The sequence below is a fragment of the Streptomyces sp. enrichment culture genome (genome assembly GCF_964272895.1).
GTDB lineage: Bacteria > Actinomycetota > Actinomycetes > Streptomycetales > Streptomycetaceae > Streptomyces.
Window position 1 is genome coordinate 3,412,396 of sequence record NZ_OZ186832.1, and the last position, 17,957, is coordinate 3,430,352.

18 protein-coding genes are annotated in these 17,957 nt (G+C 71.9%); 8 read left to right on the forward strand and 10 right to left on the reverse strand.

Going from position 1 to position 17,957, the window contains the following annotated elements; genetic code table 11:
* Positions 1-94 precede the first annotated feature (94 nt).
* A complete protein-coding gene (locus ACSU6M_RS15355; RefSeq protein ID WP_437070281.1) occupies positions 95-1,738 on the forward strand; it encodes a DNA repair helicase XPB in 1,644 nt (547 codons plus the stop codon).
* A 36-nt stretch (positions 1,739-1,774) separates the two neighbouring features.
* Here ACSU6M_RS15355 and ACSU6M_RS15360 read toward each other — a convergent pair whose 3' ends face one another.
* On the reverse strand, positions 1,775-1,954 hold the full coding sequence (locus ACSU6M_RS15360) for a hypothetical protein (protein WP_437070282.1): 180 nt from the start codon (positions 1,952-1,954) through the stop codon (positions 1,775-1,777).
* A 270-nt stretch (positions 1,955-2,224) separates the two neighbouring features.
* Here ACSU6M_RS15360 and ACSU6M_RS15365 point away from each other — a divergent pair, with 270 nt between their 5' ends.
* Entirely contained in the window at positions 2,225-4,264 is a 2,040-nt protein-coding gene (locus tag ACSU6M_RS15365) for a HelD family protein (RefSeq protein ID WP_437070283.1), read from the forward strand.
* A gap of 166 nt (positions 4,265-4,430) precedes the next feature.
* Here ACSU6M_RS15365 and ACSU6M_RS15370 read toward each other — a convergent pair whose 3' ends face one another.
* Positions 4,431-5,123 (reverse strand): copper homeostasis protein CutC, encoded by a 693-nt coding sequence (locus tag ACSU6M_RS15370; RefSeq protein ID WP_437070284.1) that lies wholly within the window; start codon positions 5,121-5,123, stop codon positions 4,431-4,433.
* Between the two features lie 150 nt (positions 5,124-5,273).
* Positions 5,274-5,939, reverse strand: a complete 666-nt coding sequence (locus ACSU6M_RS15375; RefSeq protein ID WP_437070285.1) for a maleylpyruvate isomerase family mycothiol-dependent enzyme — start codon at positions 5,937-5,939, stop codon at positions 5,274-5,276.
* Positions 5,940-5,987: 48 nt separating this feature from the next.
* Here ACSU6M_RS15375 and ACSU6M_RS15380 point away from each other — a divergent pair, with 48 nt between their 5' ends.
* Complete coding sequence (locus ACSU6M_RS15380; RefSeq protein ID WP_437070286.1) at positions 5,988-6,632, forward strand: HD domain-containing protein; 645 nt, start codon at positions 5,988-5,990, stop codon at positions 6,630-6,632.
* 26 nt (positions 6,633-6,658) lie between these two features.
* Positions 6,659-7,753, forward strand: a complete 1,095-nt coding sequence (locus ACSU6M_RS15385; protein ID WP_437070287.1) for a GNAT family N-acetyltransferase — start codon at positions 6,659-6,661, stop codon at positions 7,751-7,753.
* Here ACSU6M_RS15385 and ACSU6M_RS15390 read toward each other — a convergent pair.
* A complete protein-coding gene (locus ACSU6M_RS15390) occupies positions 7,735-8,013 on the reverse strand; it encodes a DUF4031 domain-containing protein (protein ID WP_437070288.1) in 279 nt (92 codons plus the stop codon). The genes ACSU6M_RS15385 and ACSU6M_RS15390 overlap by 19 nt on opposite strands.
* Complete coding sequence (locus tag ACSU6M_RS15395) at positions 8,010-8,390, reverse strand: hypothetical protein (RefSeq protein ID WP_437070289.1); 381 nt, start codon at positions 8,388-8,390, stop codon at positions 8,010-8,012. The genes ACSU6M_RS15390 and ACSU6M_RS15395 overlap by 4 nt, the downstream gene beginning before the upstream one ends.
* 56 nt (positions 8,391-8,446) lie before the next feature.
* Between ACSU6M_RS15395 and ACSU6M_RS15400 the strand changes: the two genes are divergently transcribed.
* The 4 genes from ACSU6M_RS15400 (at position 8,447) to ACSU6M_RS15415 (ending at position 12,478) form a co-directional block, all read left to right on the forward strand.
* Positions 8,447-9,406: a MurR/RpiR family transcriptional regulator gene (locus ACSU6M_RS15400; RefSeq protein WP_437070290.1), complete on the forward strand. Its 960-nt coding sequence runs from the start codon at positions 8,447-8,449 to the stop codon at positions 9,404-9,406.
* Between the two features lie 112 nt (positions 9,407-9,518).
* Complete coding sequence (gene murQ, locus ACSU6M_RS15405) at positions 9,519-10,430, forward strand: N-acetylmuramic acid 6-phosphate etherase (RefSeq protein ID WP_437070291.1); 912 nt, start codon at positions 9,519-9,521, stop codon at positions 10,428-10,430.
* 15 nt (positions 10,431-10,445) lie between these two features.
* Complete coding sequence (locus tag ACSU6M_RS15410; RefSeq protein WP_437070292.1) at positions 10,446-11,912, forward strand: PTS transporter subunit EIIC; 1,467 nt, start codon at positions 10,446-10,448, stop codon at positions 11,910-11,912.
* Positions 11,909-12,478, forward strand: a complete 570-nt coding sequence (locus ACSU6M_RS15415; protein ID WP_437070293.1) for a hypothetical protein — start codon at positions 11,909-11,911, stop codon at positions 12,476-12,478. The genes ACSU6M_RS15410 and ACSU6M_RS15415 overlap by 4 nt, the downstream gene beginning before the upstream one ends.
* 3 nt (positions 12,479-12,481) lie before the next feature.
* Here ACSU6M_RS15415 and ACSU6M_RS15420 read toward each other — a convergent pair whose 3' ends face one another.
* The 5 genes from ACSU6M_RS15420 to thrC all read right to left on the reverse strand — a co-directional run bounded on the left by ACSU6M_RS15420 (position 12,482) and on the right by thrC (position 17,952).
* Positions 12,482-13,609 carry an NADH:flavin oxidoreductase gene (locus tag ACSU6M_RS15420; protein ID WP_437070294.1) on the reverse strand — a complete coding sequence of 376 codons (1,128 nt, stop codon included), beginning with the start codon at positions 13,607-13,609 and terminating at the stop codon, positions 12,482-12,484.
* A 184-nt stretch (positions 13,610-13,793) separates the two neighbouring features.
* Positions 13,794-15,416, reverse strand: a complete 1,623-nt coding sequence (groL, locus tag ACSU6M_RS15425; protein WP_437070295.1) for a chaperonin GroEL — start codon at positions 15,414-15,416, stop codon at positions 13,794-13,796.
* A 320-nt stretch (positions 15,417-15,736) separates the two neighbouring features.
* Entirely contained in the window at positions 15,737-15,940 is a 204-nt protein-coding gene (locus tag ACSU6M_RS15430; protein ID WP_004986573.1) for a cold-shock protein, read from the reverse strand.
* A 453-nt stretch (positions 15,941-16,393) separates the two neighbouring features.
* On the reverse strand, positions 16,394-16,669 hold the full coding sequence (locus tag ACSU6M_RS15435; RefSeq protein ID WP_437070296.1) for a MoaD/ThiS family protein: 276 nt from the start codon (positions 16,667-16,669) through the stop codon (positions 16,394-16,396).
* Complete coding sequence (thrC, locus tag ACSU6M_RS15440; RefSeq protein WP_437070297.1) at positions 16,666-17,952, reverse strand: threonine synthase; 1,287 nt, start codon at positions 17,950-17,952, stop codon at positions 16,666-16,668. Before thrC ends, ACSU6M_RS15435 begins: the two co-directional genes overlap by 4 nt.
* Between the last annotated feature and the right edge of the window lie 5 nt (positions 17,953-17,957).

The window sequence follows — 17,957 nt, forward strand, 5'->3', positions numbered from 1 at the left end:
ATCGCCCGCGCAGGCACCACCGCGGGCACGCCCGCCGAGTTCGCCGGCCGATGGGGCACACTGGACGTTTGGCCCGTGCGGAAGGATGGCGTACGTGAACGGTCCTCTCATCGTCCAGTCCGACAAGACCCTGCTGCTGGAAGTCGACCACGAGCAGGCGGACGCCTGCCGCCGGGCCATCGCGCCGTTCGCGGAGCTGGAGCGGGCCCCCGAGCACATCCACACCTACCGGCTCACCCCGCTGGGCCTGTGGAACGCGCGCGCCGCCGGGCACGACGCCGAGCAGGTCGTGGACGCGCTGGTGCAGTACAGCCGCTACCCCGTGCCGCACGCGCTGCTGGTCGACATCGCCGAGACGATGGACCGCTACGGCCGCCTCACCCTCTCCAAGCACCCCGCGCACGGGCTGGTGCTGACCACCACCGACCGCCCGGTGCTGGAGGAGGTGCTGCGCTCCAAGCGGATCGCCCCGCTGGTCGGCGCCCGGATCGACCCCGACACCGTCGCCGTGCACCCCTCCGAGCGCGGCCAGATCAAGCAGACCCTGCTCAAGCTGGGCTGGCCCGCCGAGGACCTCGCCGGATACGTCGACGGCGAGGCGCACCCGATCGACCTCGCCGAGGACGGCTGGGCGCTGCGGCCCTACCAGAAGCAGGCCGTGGAGAACTTCTGGCACGGCGGCTCCGGTGTCGTCGTCCTGCCCTGCGGCGCCGGAAAGACGCTGGTCGGAGCGGGGGCGATGGCGCGGGCCAGGTCGACGACCCTGATCCTCGTCACCAACACCGTCTCCGCCCGGCAGTGGAAGCACGAGCTGGTGAAGCGGACGAGCCTGACCGAGGACGAGATCGGCGAGTACAGCGGGACGAAGAAGGAGATCCGCCCGGTCACCATCGCCACGTACCAGGTGCTGACGACCCGGCGCAAGGGCGTCTACCCGCACCTGGAGCTGTTCGACTCCCGCGACTGGGGCCTGATCGTCTACGACGAGGTGCACCTGCTGCCCGCGCCCGTCTTCAAGTTCACCGCCGACCTCCAGGCCCGCCGCCGTCTCGGCCTGACCGCGACCCTGGTGCGGGAGGACGGCCGCGAGTCCGACGTCTTCTCCCTCATCGGCCCGAAGCGGTTCGACGCGCCGTGGAAGGAGATCGAGGCGCAGGGCTACATCGCGCCCGCGGACTGCGTGGAGGTCCGAGTCAACCTCACCGACTCCGAGCGGCTGGCGTACGCGACGGCCGAGGCGGAGGAGAAGTACCGGTTCTGCGCGACGACGGACACCAAGCGGAAGGTCACCGAGGCGATCGTCCGGCGCTTCGCGGGCCAGCAGATCCTCGTCATCGGCCAGTACATCGACCAGCTCGACGAACTGGGCGAGCACCTCGGCGCGCCGGTGATCAAGGGCGAGACGTCGAACGCCCAGCGCGAGAAGCTGTTCGACGCCTTCCGGGAGGGCGAGATCAGCGTCCTGGTCGTCTCGAAGGTGGCGAACTTCTCCATCGACCTGCCGGAGGCCACCGTCGCCATCCAGGTGTCCGGCACCTTCGGCTCCCGCCAGGAGGAGGCCCAGCGCCTCGGCCGGGTCCTGCGCCCCAAGGCCGACGGCCACCAGGCCCACTTCTACTCGGTCGTCGCCCGCGACACCCTCGACCAGGACTTCGCCGCGCACCGCCAGCGCTTCCTGGCCGAGCAGGGCTACGCGTACCGGATCATGGACGCGGACGAGCTGCTGGCGGAGAGCTGACCGATCGGCTCCCGCCGCGGGTGACCGGCGCCCCGCTCATCTGCGGCGGACGCCCGCCTCCTCGCCGTACTCGCCGAGGATGACCACGTCGAAGGCGGCGCCCGCGTAGACCTTGATCGCGCGCAGGACGTCGCCGAGGCGGTGGCGGTGCCCGGCGACCAGGGCGCTGGCGCCGGAGGGGCGGATCGGGGCCGGGTTGATGGTTGCTGCGCTCATGTCTCCATAGTGCGATTACGGACATAAGTACGACATCGGTCCGGGGGCTGAACCCGGCTTCGGCCCCGTCCGACCTCCGGGGGAGCCGCCCCTGCGGGGGTGCGGCCGGCGTCCCCTAGGGGTCGAGAAAACCGTTGGCCCCCGTCCCGGCCGCTCCCCTAGAATCTCCGCTCTTGCCCGCCTCCCCTCGACGGAGCGCCGCCGCCCGGACGGAAACCGGTCGGCATCCGCAGCCACCACCAGCCCAGCAGGTCCTCCGGAGGCACCCCCTTGTCCACGCCCGCCGTCGACCCCCTCTCCCGAGAGCGCTCCCACCTGGCCGCGTCCCGCGCCGCCCTGCGCGCGATGCGCGAGGACGTGGAGTCGCTGGACATCAGCGACGTCACCGCGAACTGGGTCAACGCCCAGATCCTGGAGCGCCAGATCGAGGAGCGCATCAAGGCCCTGGCCGACCTCAGCGACACCCCGCTGTTCTTCGGCCGCCTCGACTACCTGCACGCGCCGGGCGCCGAGAAGGCCGAGGGAGCCGAGGGGGAACGCTTCTACGTCGGGCGGCGCCACGTCCACGACGCCGACGGCGACCCCATGGTCATCGACTGGCGCGCCCCGGTGTCCCAGGCGTTCTACCGGGCGTCCAAGAAGGACCCCATGGACATCGCGCTGCGCCGCCGCTTCGGCTACACCGGCGGCGAGCTCACCGCGTACGAGGACGAGCACCTGTCCGACCCGGAGGAGACCGCCAAGGCCAGCAAGCTGCTCCAGCAGGAGATCGAGCGTCCGCGCGTCGGCCCCATGCGGGACATCGTGGCGACGATCCAGCCGGAGCAGGACGAGATCGTCCGGTCCGGACTGGGCGGGACCGTGTGTGTGCAGGGCGGGCCGGGGACCGGGAAGACGGCGGTCGGTCTGCACCGGGTCGCGTATCTGCTGTACGCCCACCGTGAGCGGCTGGCCCGCACCGGCACGCTCGTCATCGGGCCGAACCGGTCCTTCCTGCACTACATCGAGCAAGTCCTCCCCGCTCTGGGCGAGTTGACGGTCCGGCAGGCCACGGTGGACGACCTCGTGGCGCATGTCGAGGTGCGCGGCACGGACGACGCGGCCGCCGCGGTCGTCAAGGGTGACGCGCGGATGGCGGAGGTGCTGCGCCGGGCGGTGTACGCGCACGTGACGATGCCGACCGAGCCGGTCGTCGTGGTGCGCGGATCACGGCGGTGGCGTGTCCCGGCGTACGAACTGGAGGAGACGGTCCGGGAGCTGCTGGACCGGGGCCTGCGCTACGGCGCCGGCCGCGAGGCCCTGCCGCAGCGGATCGCGCACGCCGTGCTGGTGCAGATGGAACGGTCCGGCGAGGCGCCCGACGACCGGGTGCAGGACGCGGTCGCCCGCAGCAGCGCGGTGAAGGCCGCCGTCAAGGCGATCTGGCCGGCCGTCGACCCGGCGAAACTCGTGCTGCGCCTGCTCACGGACGCCGAGTTCCTCGCCGTGCACGCCGACGGTGTGCTGTCGCGGGAGGAGCAGAAGACGATCCTGTGGGCCCGGCCGGTGCGGTCGGTGAAGTCGGCGAAGTGGTCGGCGGCCGACGCGGTGCTGATCGACGAGGCCGCGGATCTCGTCGAGCGCACGCCGTCCCTCGGGCATGTGGTCCTGGACGAGGCGCAGGACCTGTCGCCGATGCAGTACCGGGCGGTGGGGCGCCGCTGCACGACCGGTTCCGCGACCGTGCTGGGCGACCTGGCGCAGGGCACGACTCCGTGGGCCACCCGCAGCTGGGAGGAGGCGCTCGCGCATCTCGGGAAGTCCGACGCGGTGATCGAGGAGCTGACGGCCGGTTTCCGTGTCCCGACGGATGTCATCGCCTACGCGTCCCGGCTGCTGCCGCACATCGCGCCCGGACTGACCCCTGTGGCGTCGGTCCGGGAGAACCCCGGATCCTTCGAGGTGCGGGCGGTCGACGGGGACGACGACGTGGTGGCGGCGGTGCGGGATTCCCTCCTGCGGGAGGGGTCCATCGGGCTCATCGCCGCGGATGCGCGGGTCGCCGGCCTGGCGGGGGCGTTGGCCGAGGCGGGGATCGGGTTTCTGGACCCCGGTCAGGAGACCACTCCCGACACACGGCTCACGCTCGTCCCGGCTTCCCTCGCCAAGGGTCTGGAGTACGACCACGTGGTGCTGGACGAGCCGCAGGCGGTGGTGGACGGGGAGCCGGACGAGCGGACGGGGTTGCGGCGGTTGTATGTCGCGCTGACCCGTGCGGTGTCGGGGCTGATCGTGACGCATCGGGCGCCGCTGCCGGTTCAGTTGGGTTGAGTACCGGGTTCGTTCGGGGTGGTGACCTGTCGTCGCCGGGCTGCGGGTGGTGTGTGGCTGGTCGCGCAGTTCCCCGCGCCCCTTGGGGTACGTCCGGTGGACGTAGGCCAGGGGCGCGAGCCACCCACGACCACCCGCAGCCGCAGACGAACCGCAGCGCGCCCCCTCAGACCGCGTCCACAGCCCTCCGCCACTCGGCCACGGCCTCCACCGAAACCGGGCCTTCCCAGCCCGCAGGGCGTGCCGCGCCGCCGATGTGGAAGGCGTCGATGCCCGCCTCCAGCAGCCCCGGCACATGATCGAGCCGCAGCCCGCCCCCCACCAGGATCTGCGGCTCGTACCCCGGCTCGCCCCTGCGCGCCGCCTCGGCGGCCAGCGTCGGCAGGCCCTCGTCGACACCGGACGCCGCCCCTGCCGTCAGGTAGGTGTCCAGCCCCGGCAGACCGTCCAGCTGCTTGCGCAGGGCGTCCCGGTCGGCGGCGCGGTCGATCGCGCGGTGGAAGGTCCAGGGACAGCCGCCCAGCTCGGCGACGACCCGCTCGACGGCGTACAGGTCGACGCCGCCGTGGACGTCGAGGAAGCCGAGGACGAACTCGCTCGCCCCGGCCCCCCGCATCGTGTGGACCGCGTCGACCAGCCGGTCCACGGATCCCGCGGCGAAACCGTCCGCGAGCCGCAGCATCACGCGCAGCGGGATGTCGACGGCGGCGCGGATCGCGGCGACGGTGGCGGGCCGCGGTGTCAGCCCGTCCGCCGCCATGTCGGTGACCAGCTCCAGCCGGTCCGCGCCTCCGGCCTGGGCGGCGACCGCGTCCTCGGCGTCGAGGGCGATCACCTCCAGGACTGCACGCGTGCTCATAGGACCCCTTCCGTCGGTGTTCCCTGGAGCGAGTACAGGTCTAGTCCAATCTCAGGGTACGTCGGGAAGGGACCGGCCCGCGAGATCGCGAACACGACAAGCCCGCGGGCCTCGGCCGAGAGGCTGCCGCGGGCCTCGGCCGGGGGACGGTCAGCCGAAGATGTTCAGCTCCCTCGCCTCCACCCCGGCCAGTTCGTACGACGCGCCCGTGAGCGGGCGTCCGGAGTACAGCCGGATGAGCGTGGGCCCGTCGCCGATGTAGCGCGCGGGCGGACGCTCCCCGCTCATCTCGCCGAGCCTCAGCTGCTCGTCGAAGCCGTCGACGTCGGCGAGCAGCGGGACATGCGCCTGCCGGCCGGTCACCCAGGCCAGCAGCGACAGGGCGATCGGCAGACTCTCCCCGCCGTAGGCGCCCGGCTCCCCCAGCGCCTCACGGACGTCACCGGCGTGCACCCACTCGCCCAGCGGAAGGACGTCCAGCCGTCCGCGCGTCTTGGCGATGATGGGCCCCACCTCGGTCATCCCGCGCTCCAGCTCGTCGACGACCTGCGCGTTCGTCCAGTCGGCCCGCTCGGCGATGTCCCGGTCGTTCATCTCGGGGGAGAACACGCCCTCCTCGTAGCGCCGCTCGACCACCCGCATCAGCGCCGAGGAGCAGTGCGCCAGCACATCGCGCACGGTCCATCCAGGACAGGCGGCCGTGGGGATCGCGAAGTCCTCGTCGGGGCGCGCCCGCAGCAGGGGGATCAGCGCGTCCCGCTCGGCGGTGAGCAGTCGTCCGGGCAGTTCGGGGTCACGTACCTGTGCATCCGTCATGCGGCCACGCTAGGTCGGCCTGCCTGCCTCGCGCGGGAGAATGGCCGCATGGCCGATCTCGACGTCCTGCGCGCCCGTTTCGCCCGTGCCCTGGAGGGCGCCCGCGGTGCCGGCGGCGGCCCCGACCCGGTGCCGTACGCCGACAACCTGCTCGCCCGCTGGCAGGAGCCGCAGCGGCACTACCACACGCTCGCCCATCTGGTGGCGGTGCTGGATCACGTCGACACGCTGGAGCGGTACGCGGCGGACCCGGACCTCGTACGGCTGGCGGCCTGGTTCCACGACGCCGTGTATCTGCCGGAGCGGTCGGAGAACGAGGAGCGCTCGGCGCGGCTCGCCGAGCGGGCGCTGCCCGAGGCGGGGGTGCCGGAGCACAGGAGCGCCGAGGTGGCGCGGCTGGTGCGGCTGACCGTCACCCACGATCCCGGCGAGGACGACTTCGACGGGCAGGTGCTGTGCGACGCCGATCTCGCGGTGCTGGCCTCGCCGCCGCACGCGTACGCCGCGTACACCGCCGCCGTGCGCGAGGAGTACCACTTCGTGCCGAACGACGCCTTCCGCGCCGGGCGTTGCGATGTCCTGCGCCAACTCCTCGCCCTGCCACGGCTGTTCCACACACCCTTCGGACACAGGCACTGGGAGGCCACCGCCCGCTACAACCTGCGCGGCGAGCTGGAAATGCTGTCGACCTGAGGGCGGGGGCCGCCTAGCCTGCCCGCATGCGATTCATGGGTGCGGAACGGGTGGAAGAGGCCGCGGCGAGCTGCGCGGAGCTGCTGCGGCAGGTGGTCGACGAGGACTGGGAGAACACGAAGGCCGGCGGTCTGGAGTGGAGCGTCCGCTTCACGGTCACCCACATCGCGAGCGACTTCATCGGGTACGCGAGCAATCTGGCCTCGCGGGCGCAGTCGTCGTACGTGCCCTTCGACATCACCGTCGACGGCGACGAGAACGGGAACTACCGGGCCGACAACGCGGGCCAGATCGACGTCGTCACCGCCATGGGCGCCCTGTTCGCCGCGACCCTGCGCACCGCGCCGCGCGAGGCGCGCGCCTTCCACCCGTACCCCTTCCGCAGCGCCGACCGCGACGGGTTCGCCGCGATGGGCGTCGCCGAGGCGCTGCTGCACACCCATGACATCGCCGGCGCCTTCGGTCTGCCCTACGAGCCGCCCGCCGAGCTCGCCGAGTACGTGCTGACCACGATCTTCCCGGAGGTCCGGCCCGGCCCCGCCCCCTGGCCGACCCTGCTGTGGGCCACCGGCCGCGGCGAGCTGCCGGGCCGCGCCCGGCTCACCGCGTGGAAGTGGACGAACAACCACGTCATCGACGCCGGGCGCATCACCCTGCAGGGCGTCACCCCGGCGGCCGCGGCCGACCTGAGCTCGGGCGGCGACGGCGGTTTCGCCTGGGTCGAGGACGGTCCCTACGACGGCACCCGCGACGCGGCCGGGATGCTGCTGAAGGCGTACGAAGCGGGCGTGCACCGACCCGAGTTCGGGGTGTACGTGCTGGTCCGCCGCGAGGACGGACGCGCGGTCGGCGGCATGGGCTTCCACGGCTCGCCCGACGACGCCGGCCGCGTGGAGGTCGGCTACGACCTCGCCGCGTCCGCCCGCGGCCACGGCTACGCTGCCGAGGCCCTAAAGGCGCTGGCCTCCTGGGCGCTGGCGCGGGAGGACGTGTCGGTGCTGGTCGCCACGGTCGAGCGGGACAACCTGCCCTCCCGGGCCGTGCTCACCCGCAGCGGGTTCGTCCAGGTGGGTGAGAAGGGGGACGCCGGGGAACTGCTGGCCTACGAGCGGGGTCGGTGAACCGAGCCCTTGCGGCGGCGCAGGCCGGCCTCGTGCAGCAGCCGTACCACCTCGCGGCTGCTGACCTCCACGGCGCCGGCGCGCACCGCGTCCGGGTAGCGGTGGGCGGGGAGGTCGTAGTGGTCGCGTTCGAAGGCGCGGCGCGGCACGCCCAACGCCTCGGCGAAGGCGTGCAGTTCGTCGTAGGAGACATCGCTGACCAGGTGGGACCACATACGGCCGTGGCCCGGCCAGCGCGGCGGGTCGATGTAGACGGTCACGAGGACGAGGTCCCGCCGGCGGCGCCCAGCGCTCCGACGGCCGCCACCTTCACGCCCGCCTTGTGGCACACCCAGTGCGGATCGGGCCCCAGCTCGGGCTCGACGTCCAGCGCATGCGGGTCACCGGTGCCGCACACCGGGCACAACGGCCAGCGCCCGTACCGCTCCAGGAGCGCGTCCTGCACGTCCTGGGCCACCAGCCCCGCCACATAGGTGACGCCGTCCGGCCACTGCTCCACCCACCAGCGCCGCTGCGTGACGGACTCCTCGACCAGCGAGACCACGTCCGCCTCGGCGACCCGGCCCGCCACGAGGTCGGCGAGCACCAGGGCGCGCGCGGCGTGCAGAGCCTGTTCCAGCGGACCGATGCCTTCCATGGGTCCCATTGTGCGCACTCTTGACCAGGACACCGAGCCGAAAATATCTTTCACATGTGACCCGGAACGTGAAGGAAACTTTCGCAGCCTCTGGTGCGGCGCCCGGCGGCGCCCCCGGTGCGCACCCGGCCGTCGCCGGCGAGTCACCGCCCGCCCCGGCCGCCCTCGCCGCCAAGGTCCGTACCCTCGCCCCCTCGATGACCCGCTCCATGCAGCGCGTCGCCGAGGCCGTCGCGGGCGACCCGGCCGGCTGCGCCGCCCTCACCGTCACCGGCCTCGCCGAACTCACCGGCACCAGCGAGGCCACCGTCGTGCGCACCGCCCGCCTCCTCGGCTACCCCGGCTACCGCGACCTGCGCCTCGCCCTGGCCGGCCTCGCCGCCCAGCAGCAGTCCGGCCGCGCCCCCTCCATCACCACCGACATCGCGGTGGACGACCCCATCGCGGACGTGGTGGCCAAACTGGCCTACGACGAGCAGCAGACCCTCGCCGACACCGCCGCCGCCCTCGACACCGTCCAGCTCGGCGCCGCGGTCACGGCCGCCGCCTCCGCCCGCCGCATCGACGTCTACGGCATAGGCGCCTCGGGGCTGGTCGCCCAGGACCTCACCCAGAAGCTGCTGCGCATAGGGCTCATAGCCCACGCCCACAGCGACCCCCACCTCGCCGTCACCAACGCCGTGCAGCTGCGGTCCGGGGACGTGGCGATCGCGATCACCCACTCGGGCTCCACCGGAGACGTCATCGAACCGCTCCGGGTCGCCTTCGACCACGGCGCGACCACGGTCGCCATCACCGGCCGCCCGGACTCCCCGGTCACGCAGTACGCGGACCACGTCCTGACCACGTCCACGGCGCGGGAGACCGAGCTGAGACCGGCCGCCATGTCGTCCAGGACGAGCCAACTGCTGGTCGTGGACTGCCTGTTCGTGGGCGTGATGCAGCGGACGTACGAGACGGCGGCCCCCGCACTGGCGGCGTCGTACGAGGCACTGGCACATAGACATCGCCGGTGAAGTGGATGCCGGTCAGGGGCGCGGGGAACTGCGCGACCAGCCACAGACAACCCGCACGAACCCACGACGAACAAGCCCTACGGTCTTCTGAAAGCCGGAGAGAGCCGCCTCCATGAACCCCCAGGACCTCAACGCCCTGTCCACCGAAGCCTTCCGGCAGGACCTCGCGGACATCGACCAGCTCCCCACCCTCGAGATCGCCCAGCTGATGAACGCGGGGGACGCGACCGTCCCCACCGCCGTCGCCGAGCGTCTCCCCGAGATCGCCGCCGCCATCGACGCCGTGAGCCGCCGGATGGCGAACGGCGGACGCCTGATCTACGCCGGCGCCGGAACCGCCGGCCGCCTCGGCATCCTGGACGCCTCCGAGTGCCCGCCCACCTTCAACACCGACCCCTCCCAGGTGATCGGCCTGATCGCGGGCGGCCCGCAGGCGATGGTGACGTCGATCGAGGGCGCGGAGGACTCCGAGGAACTGGCGAGGGCCGACCTGGACGCCCTCAAACCCGCCCCCGAGGACACGGTGGTCGGCATCTCCGCGTCCGGCCGCACCCCGTACGCGGTGGCGGCCGTGACCCACGCGCGAGCGCACGGCGCCCTCACCGTGGGCCTGTCCTGCAACGCCGGTTCCCCGCTGGCCGCCGCGGCGGAGCACGGCATCGAGATCGTCACCGGCCCGGAGCTGATCACCGGCTCGACCCGTCTGAAGGCGGGCACCGCGCAGAAGCTGGTCCTCAACATGATCTCGACGATCACGATGATCCGGCTGGGCAAGACCTACGGGAACCTGATGGTCGACGTCCGCGCCTCCAACGACAAGCTGCGCGCCCGCTCCCGCCGTATCGTCGCCCTCGCCACCGGCGCCACCGACGAGGAGGTCGAGGCCGCGCTGGCCGCCACCGACGGCGAGGTGAAGGACGCGATCCTGACGATCCTGGCGGGGGTGGACGGCCCGACGGCCGCCCGCCTTCTGGAGGAGTCCGGCGGCAGGCTGCGTGCCGCGCTGGCCACGGCGGCGGGCTGACCGCACGCTCGGGGCATGCCCCTGAGCCCGGACGACCCCCACGCCACAGCGGCCGCGATCCTCCCCCTGGTCGGCGGCCCCGCCAACGTCACCTCCGTCGCCCACTGCATGACCCGGCTGCGCCTCGGCCTGGCCGACCCCGCGCTCGTCGACGAACAGGCCCTGCGGGCGCTGCCGGCCGTGCTGGGCGTCGTCGCCGACGGCACCTGCCAGGTGGTGCTGGGGCCGGGGGCGGTCGGCCGGGTGACATCGGCGTTCGAGGAGCTGCTGGAGGAGCGCGGAGCGGCGGCGGAACTCGCGGCGCGGGGACAGGCGTTGAAGCAGGAGCAGCGGCGCCGCAACGCCACCCCGCTGAAGCTGGCGCTGCGCCGCGTGGCGAACATCTTCGTGCCGCTGATCCCCGCCCTCATCGGCTGCGGCATCCTCGCGGGCCTGAGCGGACTGCTGGCGAACACCGGCCTGCTGCCCGGCCTCACCCCCGCCCTGTCGGCGATCGCCTCCGCGTTCATGGCACTCATCGCGGTGTTCGTCGGCCACAACACGGCCAAGGAGTTCGGCGGCACACCGGTGCTGGGCGGCGCGATCGCGGCGGTGGTCGTCTATCCGGGCGTGGCGAAGGTGACCGCGTTCGGCCTCACCCTCGCCCCCGGCCAGGGAGGCGTCCTGGGCGCCCTGGCGGCGGCCCTGCTGGGCACCGGTGTGGAGAAGTGGTGCCACCGCCATGTCCCGGCCGCGCTGGACGTGCTCCTCACCCCCGCCCTGACGGTCCTGATCGCGGGCCTGACGACGCTCTACGGCCTCATGTACGTGGCCGGCGAGGTCTCCACGGCCATCGGGGAGGCGGCGACCTGGCTGCTGACGACCACGGGCGTGGTGGCGGGCCTGGTCCTGGGCGGCCTGTTCCTGCCGCTGGTGATGCTGGGCCTGCACCAGGCCCTGATCCCCCTGCACACCACCCTCATCGAGCAGCAGACCTACACCGTCCTGCTCCCCGTGCTGGCCATGGCCGGCGCGGGCCAGGTGGGCGCGGCCGCGGCGGTCTACCTCCGCCTGCGCCACGACGCCTCACTGCGCAGAACGATCCGCTCGGCCCTGCCGGCCGGCCTGCTGGGCGTGGGCGAACCCCTGATCTACGGCGTCTCTCTCCCCCTCGGCCGCCCCTTCCTCACCGCCTGCGCGGGCGGCGCGGCGGGCGGCGCCTTCCTCGGCCTCTTCGCCATGCTCGGCGACAAGGTCGGCGCCACCGCCATCGGTCCCTCGGGCTGGGCACTCTTCCCGCTGCTGGCCGGGAACAGAGGGCTGCTCCCGACCGCGGCGATCTACGCCGGGGGCCTGCTGACGGGCTACGTGGTGGGGTTCGCGGTGACGTACGCGGTGGGGCTGCGCGGGCTCGGGGAGACGGCCTCGGGCACCGAGCCCTGCGCCCCGGCCCACGGCGAGGGGCCGGACCGCGGCCGCACCTCTTACCCTGGGACACCATGAACCACGCCCAGCTCACCGCTCTCGGCCGCGCCCTGCGTCTTCTCGGCGAGCACGGGGAGGCGCTGACGGCCGACACTCCCGACGCCAAGCTGCACGAGGTGAAGGGGGATCTGCGGCGCGCCCTGGACCTGCTGGAGGAGAGCGTGGCGACGGCGGCTCCGGCCACGCGGTGCGCCGAGCACCCGCACGGGCCCGTGGACAGCGCCGCCCCGGACCTGTGCCTGCTGTGCGAGACGCGGCGCAGGGCGGCCCGGCGGGCGGAGATCAACGGGCCCGCCGCCCGGCGGCCGCCGGAGAGCGCGCCCTCGCGGTACGGGGTGCGCGGGGACCGGCCGCAGCCCCAGCAGCGGTATCTGCCGGAGCTGTGGAACGGGCAGGAGTGGCAGCTGTGCGGCACGCCCCGGCGGGACCGGCGCGAGGCGGAGCTGTATCTGGCCGCCCAGCGGCGCGGCCCGCGGGCGGCGATGGCCTACCGGCTCGTGCACGAGTTCACCGACTACGAGGTGCTGCGGGTGTGGGGCACCCCGGTGCGCGTCGACATCGAGCCGCTGAACGGCAGTCTGTGACCGTCAGCTGAGGGTCTTCACCGACGCCGCGTCGTAGGGCCTGAGCTCGTCCACGCGGCCGGCGAGCACCTTGACCGCCCACTCGGGGTCCTGGAGCAGCGCGCGGCCGACGGCGACCATGTCGAACTCGTCGGCCTCCAGCCGGTCCAGGAGGTTGTCCAGGCTGCCGAGCGGCGCGCCCTCGCCCTGGAAGGCGTTCAGGAAGTCGCCGTCGAGGCCGACCGAGCCGACGGAGATGACCTGCTTGCCGGTGAGCTTCTTCGTCCAGCCGGCCAGGTTGAGGTCGGAGCCGTCGAACTCGGGGAGCCAGTAGCGCCGGGTGGAGGCGTGGAAGACGTCGACGCCGGCCGCGGCGAGCGGGGTCAGGATCGCCTCCAGTTCCTCGGGCGTCTCGGCGAGGCGGGCGGTGTAGTCCTGCTGCTTCCACTGGGAGTAGCGGAAGAGGACGGGGAACGACGGCGAGACCGCCTCCCGCACGGCCGCCACGATCTCGGCCGCGAACCGGGTGCGGGCCACCGCGTCGCCGCCGTAGGCGTCGGTACGACGGTTGGTGCCGGCCCACAGGAACTGGTCGATGAGGTAGCCGTGGGCGCCGTGGAGCTCCACGCCGTCGAAGCCGATGCGCTCGGCGTCCGCGGCGGCCCGCGCGAACGCGGCGATCACGTCGTCCAGGTCCTGCTGGGTCATGGCCTTGCCCGTGGGTTCGGCGCCCGCGGCGACCAGACCGGAGGGGCCCATGGCGGGGGCGTCCGGGAAGGGGCCGTCGCCCTGCTTGCGGACCATGCCGATGTGCCACAGCTGCGGGACGATGGTGCCGCCGGCCGCGTGGACGTCCTCGGCGACCTTCGCCCAGCCCGCCAGCTGCTCCTCGCCGTGGAAGCGGGGGACGCGGCGGCTGTTGCCGGCCGACTCGTGGCCGACGTACGTGCCCTCGGTGACGATCAGGCCCACACCGGCCGCGGCGCGGCGGGCGTAGTAGGACCGGACGTCCTCGCCGGGGATGCCGCCGGGGGAGAACATACGGGTCATGGGCGCCATCACGATCCGGTTGGGGACGGTGAGGCCGTTCAGCGTGATCGGCCGGGACAGCACCGCGGCGGCGCGGGAGGCGGGGGACTCGGTGACGCTCACGTAGGGGCTCCTCAGGTCGTCCGACGGGTGAAACCGCTCGGTATGTGAGTGTGCATTGTTGCAGGTTCTTAAGTACCTGCCTACGGGCCCCGTGCATGACCCTGGACACGCCGAAGGGCGGCACCCCCTGTCACGGACAGGGGATGCCGCCCTCGCGAAGGACAGGCGATCAGCCGGAGGCCGATCAGAAGTCCATGTCACCGCCCGGCATGCCGCCGCCGGCCGGGGCCGCGGCCTTCTCCGGCTTGTCGGCGATGACGGCCTCGGTGGTGAGGAACAGCGCGGCGATGGAGGCGGCGTTCTGCAGCGCGGAACGGGTCACCTTCGCCGGGTCGATGATGCCCTCGGCGATCATGTCGACGTACTCACCGGTCGCGGCGTTCAGACCGTGGCCGACGGGCAGGTTGCGCACCTTCTCCACGATGACGCCGCCCTCGAGGCCGGCGTTCACGGAGATCTGCTTCAGCGGGGCCTCCAGCGCCAGCTTGACGGCGGCGGCACCGGTGGCCTCGTCGCCCTCCAGCTCCAGCTTCTCGAAGACCTCGGACGCCTGCAGCAGGGCCACGCCACCACCGGCGACGATGCCCTCCTCGACGGCCGCCTTCGCGTTGCGGACGGCGTCCTCGATGCGGTGCTTGCGCTCCTTGAGCTCCACCTCGGTGGCGGCACCGGCCTTGATGACCGCGACGCCGCCGGCGAGCTTGGCCAGACGCTCCTGCAGCTTCTCGCGGTCGTAGTCGGAGTCGCTGTTCTCGATCTCGGCGCGGATCTGGTTGACGCGGCCGTTGACCTGCTCCGAGGAGCCGGCACCGTCGACGATGGTGGTCTCGTCCTTGGTGATGACGACCTTGCGGGCGCGGCCCAGGAGGTCCAGGGTCGCGTTCTCCAGCTTGAGGCCGACCTCCTCGGAGATGACCTCGCCGCCCGTGAGGATGGCGATGTCGCCGAGCATGGCCTTGCGGCGGTCGCCGAAGCCCGGGGCCTTGACGGCGACGGACTTGAAGGTGCCGCGGATCTTGTTGACGACCAGGGTCGACAGGGCCTCGCCCTCGACGTCCTCGGCGATGATCAGCAGCGGCTTGCCCGACTGCATGACCTTCTCCAGGAGCGGGAGCAGGTCCTTGACCGAGGAGATCTTGGAGTTGGCGATGAGGATGTACGGGTCCTCGAGCACCGCCTCCATGCGCTCCATGTCGGTCGCGAAGTAGGCGGAGATGTAGCCCTTGTCGAAGCGCATGCCCTCGGTGAGCTCGAGCTCCAGACCGAAGGTCTGCGACTCCTCGACGGTGATGACGCCTTCCTTGCCGACCTTGTCCATGGCCTCGGCGATGAGCTCGCCGATCTGGGTGTCGGCGGCGGAGATGGAGGCGGTGGAGGCGATCTGCTCCTTGGTCTCGACCTCCTTGGCCTGGTCGAGCAGCGCACCGGAGACGGCCTCGACGGCCTTCTCGATACCGCGCTTCAGGGCCATCGGGTTGGCACCGGCGGCGACGTTGCGCAGACCCTCGCGGACGAGCGCCTGGGCGAGAACGGTGGCCGTGGTCGTACCGTCACCGGCGACGTCGTCCGTCTTCTTGGCGACTTCCTTGACCAGCTCGGCGCCGATCTTCTCGTACGGGTCCTCGAGCTCGATCTCCTTGGCGATGGAGACACCATCGTTGGTGATCGTGGGGGCGCCCCACTTCTTCTCGAGGACGACGTTGCGACCCTTGGGGCCGAGCGTCACCTTGACGGCGTCCGCGAGCTGGTTCATGCCGCGCTCGAGGCCGCGCCGCGCCTCCTCGTCGAACGCGATGATCTTGGCCATGTGAAGTGGTCCCTCCAGGACTGGGGGTGATTCCTTCGGACCGCGCCCGCGCCCGCGACGGACGGCTCGCCGGCCTCGTGGTTCCTTGCCCCACCCGGCCCGCGGGCCTCACCGACCCGGTCCTTCGCTGTCACTCTCACCTTCAGAGTGCTAACGCCAATGATTAGCACTCGCCCCTGTCGAGTGCAAGCGCCTCTCAGGGTCCGGCCCCTGCTACCGGCGGGGATCAGCCCCGGGCGAACAGGGGCGCGGGACGACCCCGCGAGCAGACGAAGGGCCCGCACCCTGTGCGGGTGCGGGCCCTTCGTCGAAAGAATCGTTCAGGCGGTGACGCGAACCATGTCGGCCTGCGGACCCTTCTGGCCCTGCGAGATCTCGAACTCGACCCGCTGGCCCTCTTCCAGGGTGCGGTAACCGTCCATCTGAATCGCGCTGTAGTGGACGAAGACGTCCGCACCACCGTCGACCGCGATGAAGCCGTACCCCTTCTCCGCGTTGAACCACTTGACGGTGCCCTGAGCCATGCCTAACTCCCCTATTACTGGCCCTTGCACAGATCCACACTTCGCGGACCCGGGTCAGACCTCACCCCCCATTGGTCGGGGGCGTGCGCCGGAACGCGTCGACCGCGGCTGAATGTATCTGTCCAACTGCCGTCTGCAACAGGTCAATCGGACGAGAATTCAGGACGCGACCGGTCGGGAATTTACCGAGAATTCACCCGAATCCAGGGCAAGTCGGGCCACGCAAAGAGGGGCGAAAGGCGTAAATCCGCCACCCACTTTGGCTGCTTCTCGACGGTTCTCCACGGATCCCCGAGCGAAACTCATATGCGCCCGGCATGCGGGGTGGCGGCTGCTTCCCCAACTCTACCGCGCTCAACCATGCAGAATTGCCCCCTCCGTTTCTCTCACGGAGGGGGCAATTCGTTGAACTCTCGGTGACCGCCCTTACCGAGGGTAATGAGCGGGCGGGTCTCAGCCGCCGGCGACCGCCGGAATGATCGAGACGCCGGCGCCGTCCGGGGTGGCCGTCTCCAGGCCCTGCTCGAAGCGCACGTCGTCGTCGTTGACGTACACGTTCACGAACCGGCGCAGCTTGCCCTGGTCGTCCAGGACACGGGCGGCGATCCCCGTGTGGTTCTTCTCCAGATCGGCGATGACCTCGGCGAGGGTCGCGCCCTCGGCGGGGACCTCGGCCTGACCGCCGGTGTAGGTACGCAGGATGGTGGGGATGCGGACGGTCACGCTCATGCGAGGCCAGCCTCTCGGAAGGAGTCCAGGTTGGGACGGATGGTGGCGGTGAGGCCGGTGCCGGCCACCGCGTCGAGGGTCTTGAGGCCGTCGCCGGTGTTGAGGACGACGGTGGTCTTGGCGGGGTCGAGCAGACCGTTCTCGATCAGCTTGCGCGTGACGCCCACCGTCACGCCGCCCGCCGTCTCGGCGAAGATCCCCTCGGTCCGGGCGAGCAGCTTGATCGCGTGGACGACCTGCTCGTCGGTCACGTCCTCCACGGCGCCGCCCGTGCGGCGGGCGATGTCCAGGACGTAGGGGCCGTCGGCCGGGTTGCCGATGGCCAGCGACTTGGCGATGGTGTTCGGCTTCTGCGGGCGGACCACGTCGTGGCCGGCCTTGAAGGCCGTGGACACCGGCGAGCAGCCCTCGGCCTGCGCGCCGAAGATCTTGTACGGCCTGTCCTCGACGAGCCCGAGCTTGATCAGCTCCTGCAGCCCCTTGTCGATCTTCGTCAGCTGCGAGCCGGACGCGATCGGCACGACGATCTGGTCGGGCAGCTTCCAGCCGAGCTGCTCGCAGATCTCGTACGCCAGGGTCTTGGACCCCTCCGCGTAGTACGGCCGCAGGTTGACGTTGACGAAGCCCCAGCCCTCGCCCGCCGGGTCGCCGATGAGCTCGGAGCAGAAACGGTTGACATCGTCGTAGTTGCCCTCGATGCCGACGAGTTCGCCGCCGTAGACCGCGGCCATGACGACCTTGCCCTGCTCCAGGTCGTGCGGGATGAACACGCAGGAGCGGAAGCCGGCGCGGGCGGCGGCGGCGCCGACGGCACCGGCGAGGTTGCCGGTGGAGGAGCAGGACAGGGTGGTGAAGCCGAAGGCGCGCGCGGCCTCCAGGGCCTGGGCGACCACGCGGTCCTTGAAGGAGTGGGTGGGGTTGCCCGAGTCGTCCTTGACGAAGAGCTTGCCGGCCTCGACACCCAGCTCGGCCGCCAGGTGGTCGGCCTGGACGAGCTTGGTCCAGCCGGGGTTCAGGTTCGGCTTGCCGGCCACGTCCGCGGGGACGGGCAGCAGCGGCGCGTACCGCCAGATGTTCGCGGGACCGGCCTCGATGCGCTTGCGGAGCTCTTCGGCGTCGTAGGAGGAGAAGTCGTAGGCGATCTCCAGCGGCCCGAAACACTCCTCGCAGGCGAAGACGGGCCCGAGGGGTACCCGGTGTCCGCACTCGCGGCAGCTCAGGGCGGCGGCGGGGCCGAGGTCGACGGCGGAATCGGTGGAGCTTGCAACAGTCTGCACAGCCATGTGAG

What these genes read in the sequence shown, in the direction of transcription:
- ACSU6M_RS15360 (WP_437070282.1), bottom strand. Translation starts at nt 1,954, where the DNA reads ATGAGCGCAGCAACCATCAACCCGGCCCCGATCCGCCCCTCCGGCGCC.
- ACSU6M_RS15370 (WP_437070284.1), bottom strand. Translation starts at nt 5,123, where the DNA reads ATGAGCACGCGTGCAGTCCTGGAGGTGATCGCCCTCGACGCCGAGGAC.
- ACSU6M_RS15375 (WP_437070285.1), bottom strand. Translation starts at nt 5,939, where the DNA reads ATGACGGATGCACAGGTACGTGACCCCGAACTGCCCGGACGACTGCTC.
- ACSU6M_RS15380 (WP_437070286.1), top strand. Translation starts at nt 5,988, where the DNA reads ATGGCCGATCTCGACGTCCTGCGCGCCCGTTTCGCCCGTGCCCTGGAG.
- ACSU6M_RS15385 (WP_437070287.1), top strand. Translation starts at nt 6,659, where the DNA reads ATGCGATTCATGGGTGCGGAACGGGTGGAAGAGGCCGCGGCGAGCTGC.
- ACSU6M_RS15395 (WP_437070289.1), bottom strand. Translation starts at nt 8,390, where the DNA reads ATGGAAGGCATCGGTCCGCTGGAACAGGCTCTGCACGCCGCGCGCGCC.
- murQ (WP_437070291.1), top strand. Translation starts at nt 9,519, where the DNA reads ATGAACCCCCAGGACCTCAACGCCCTGTCCACCGAAGCCTTCCGGCAG.
- ACSU6M_RS15410 (WP_437070292.1), top strand. Translation starts at nt 10,446, where the DNA reads ATGCCCCTGAGCCCGGACGACCCCCACGCCACAGCGGCCGCGATCCTC.
- ACSU6M_RS15415 (WP_437070293.1), top strand. Translation starts at nt 11,909, where the DNA reads ATGAACCACGCCCAGCTCACCGCTCTCGGCCGCGCCCTGCGTCTTCTC.
- groL (WP_437070295.1), bottom strand. Translation starts at nt 15,416, where the DNA reads ATGGCCAAGATCATCGCGTTCGACGAGGAGGCGCGGCGCGGCCTCGAG.
- ACSU6M_RS15430 (WP_004986573.1), bottom strand. Translation starts at nt 15,940, where the DNA reads ATGGCTCAGGGCACCGTCAAGTGGTTCAACGCGGAGAAGGGGTACGGC.
- ACSU6M_RS15435 (WP_437070296.1), bottom strand. Translation starts at nt 16,669, where the DNA reads ATGAGCGTGACCGTCCGCATCCCCACCATCCTGCGTACCTACACCGGC.
- thrC (WP_437070297.1), bottom strand. Translation starts at nt 17,952, where the DNA reads ATGGCTGTGCAGACTGTTGCAAGCTCCACCGATTCCGCCGTCGACCTC.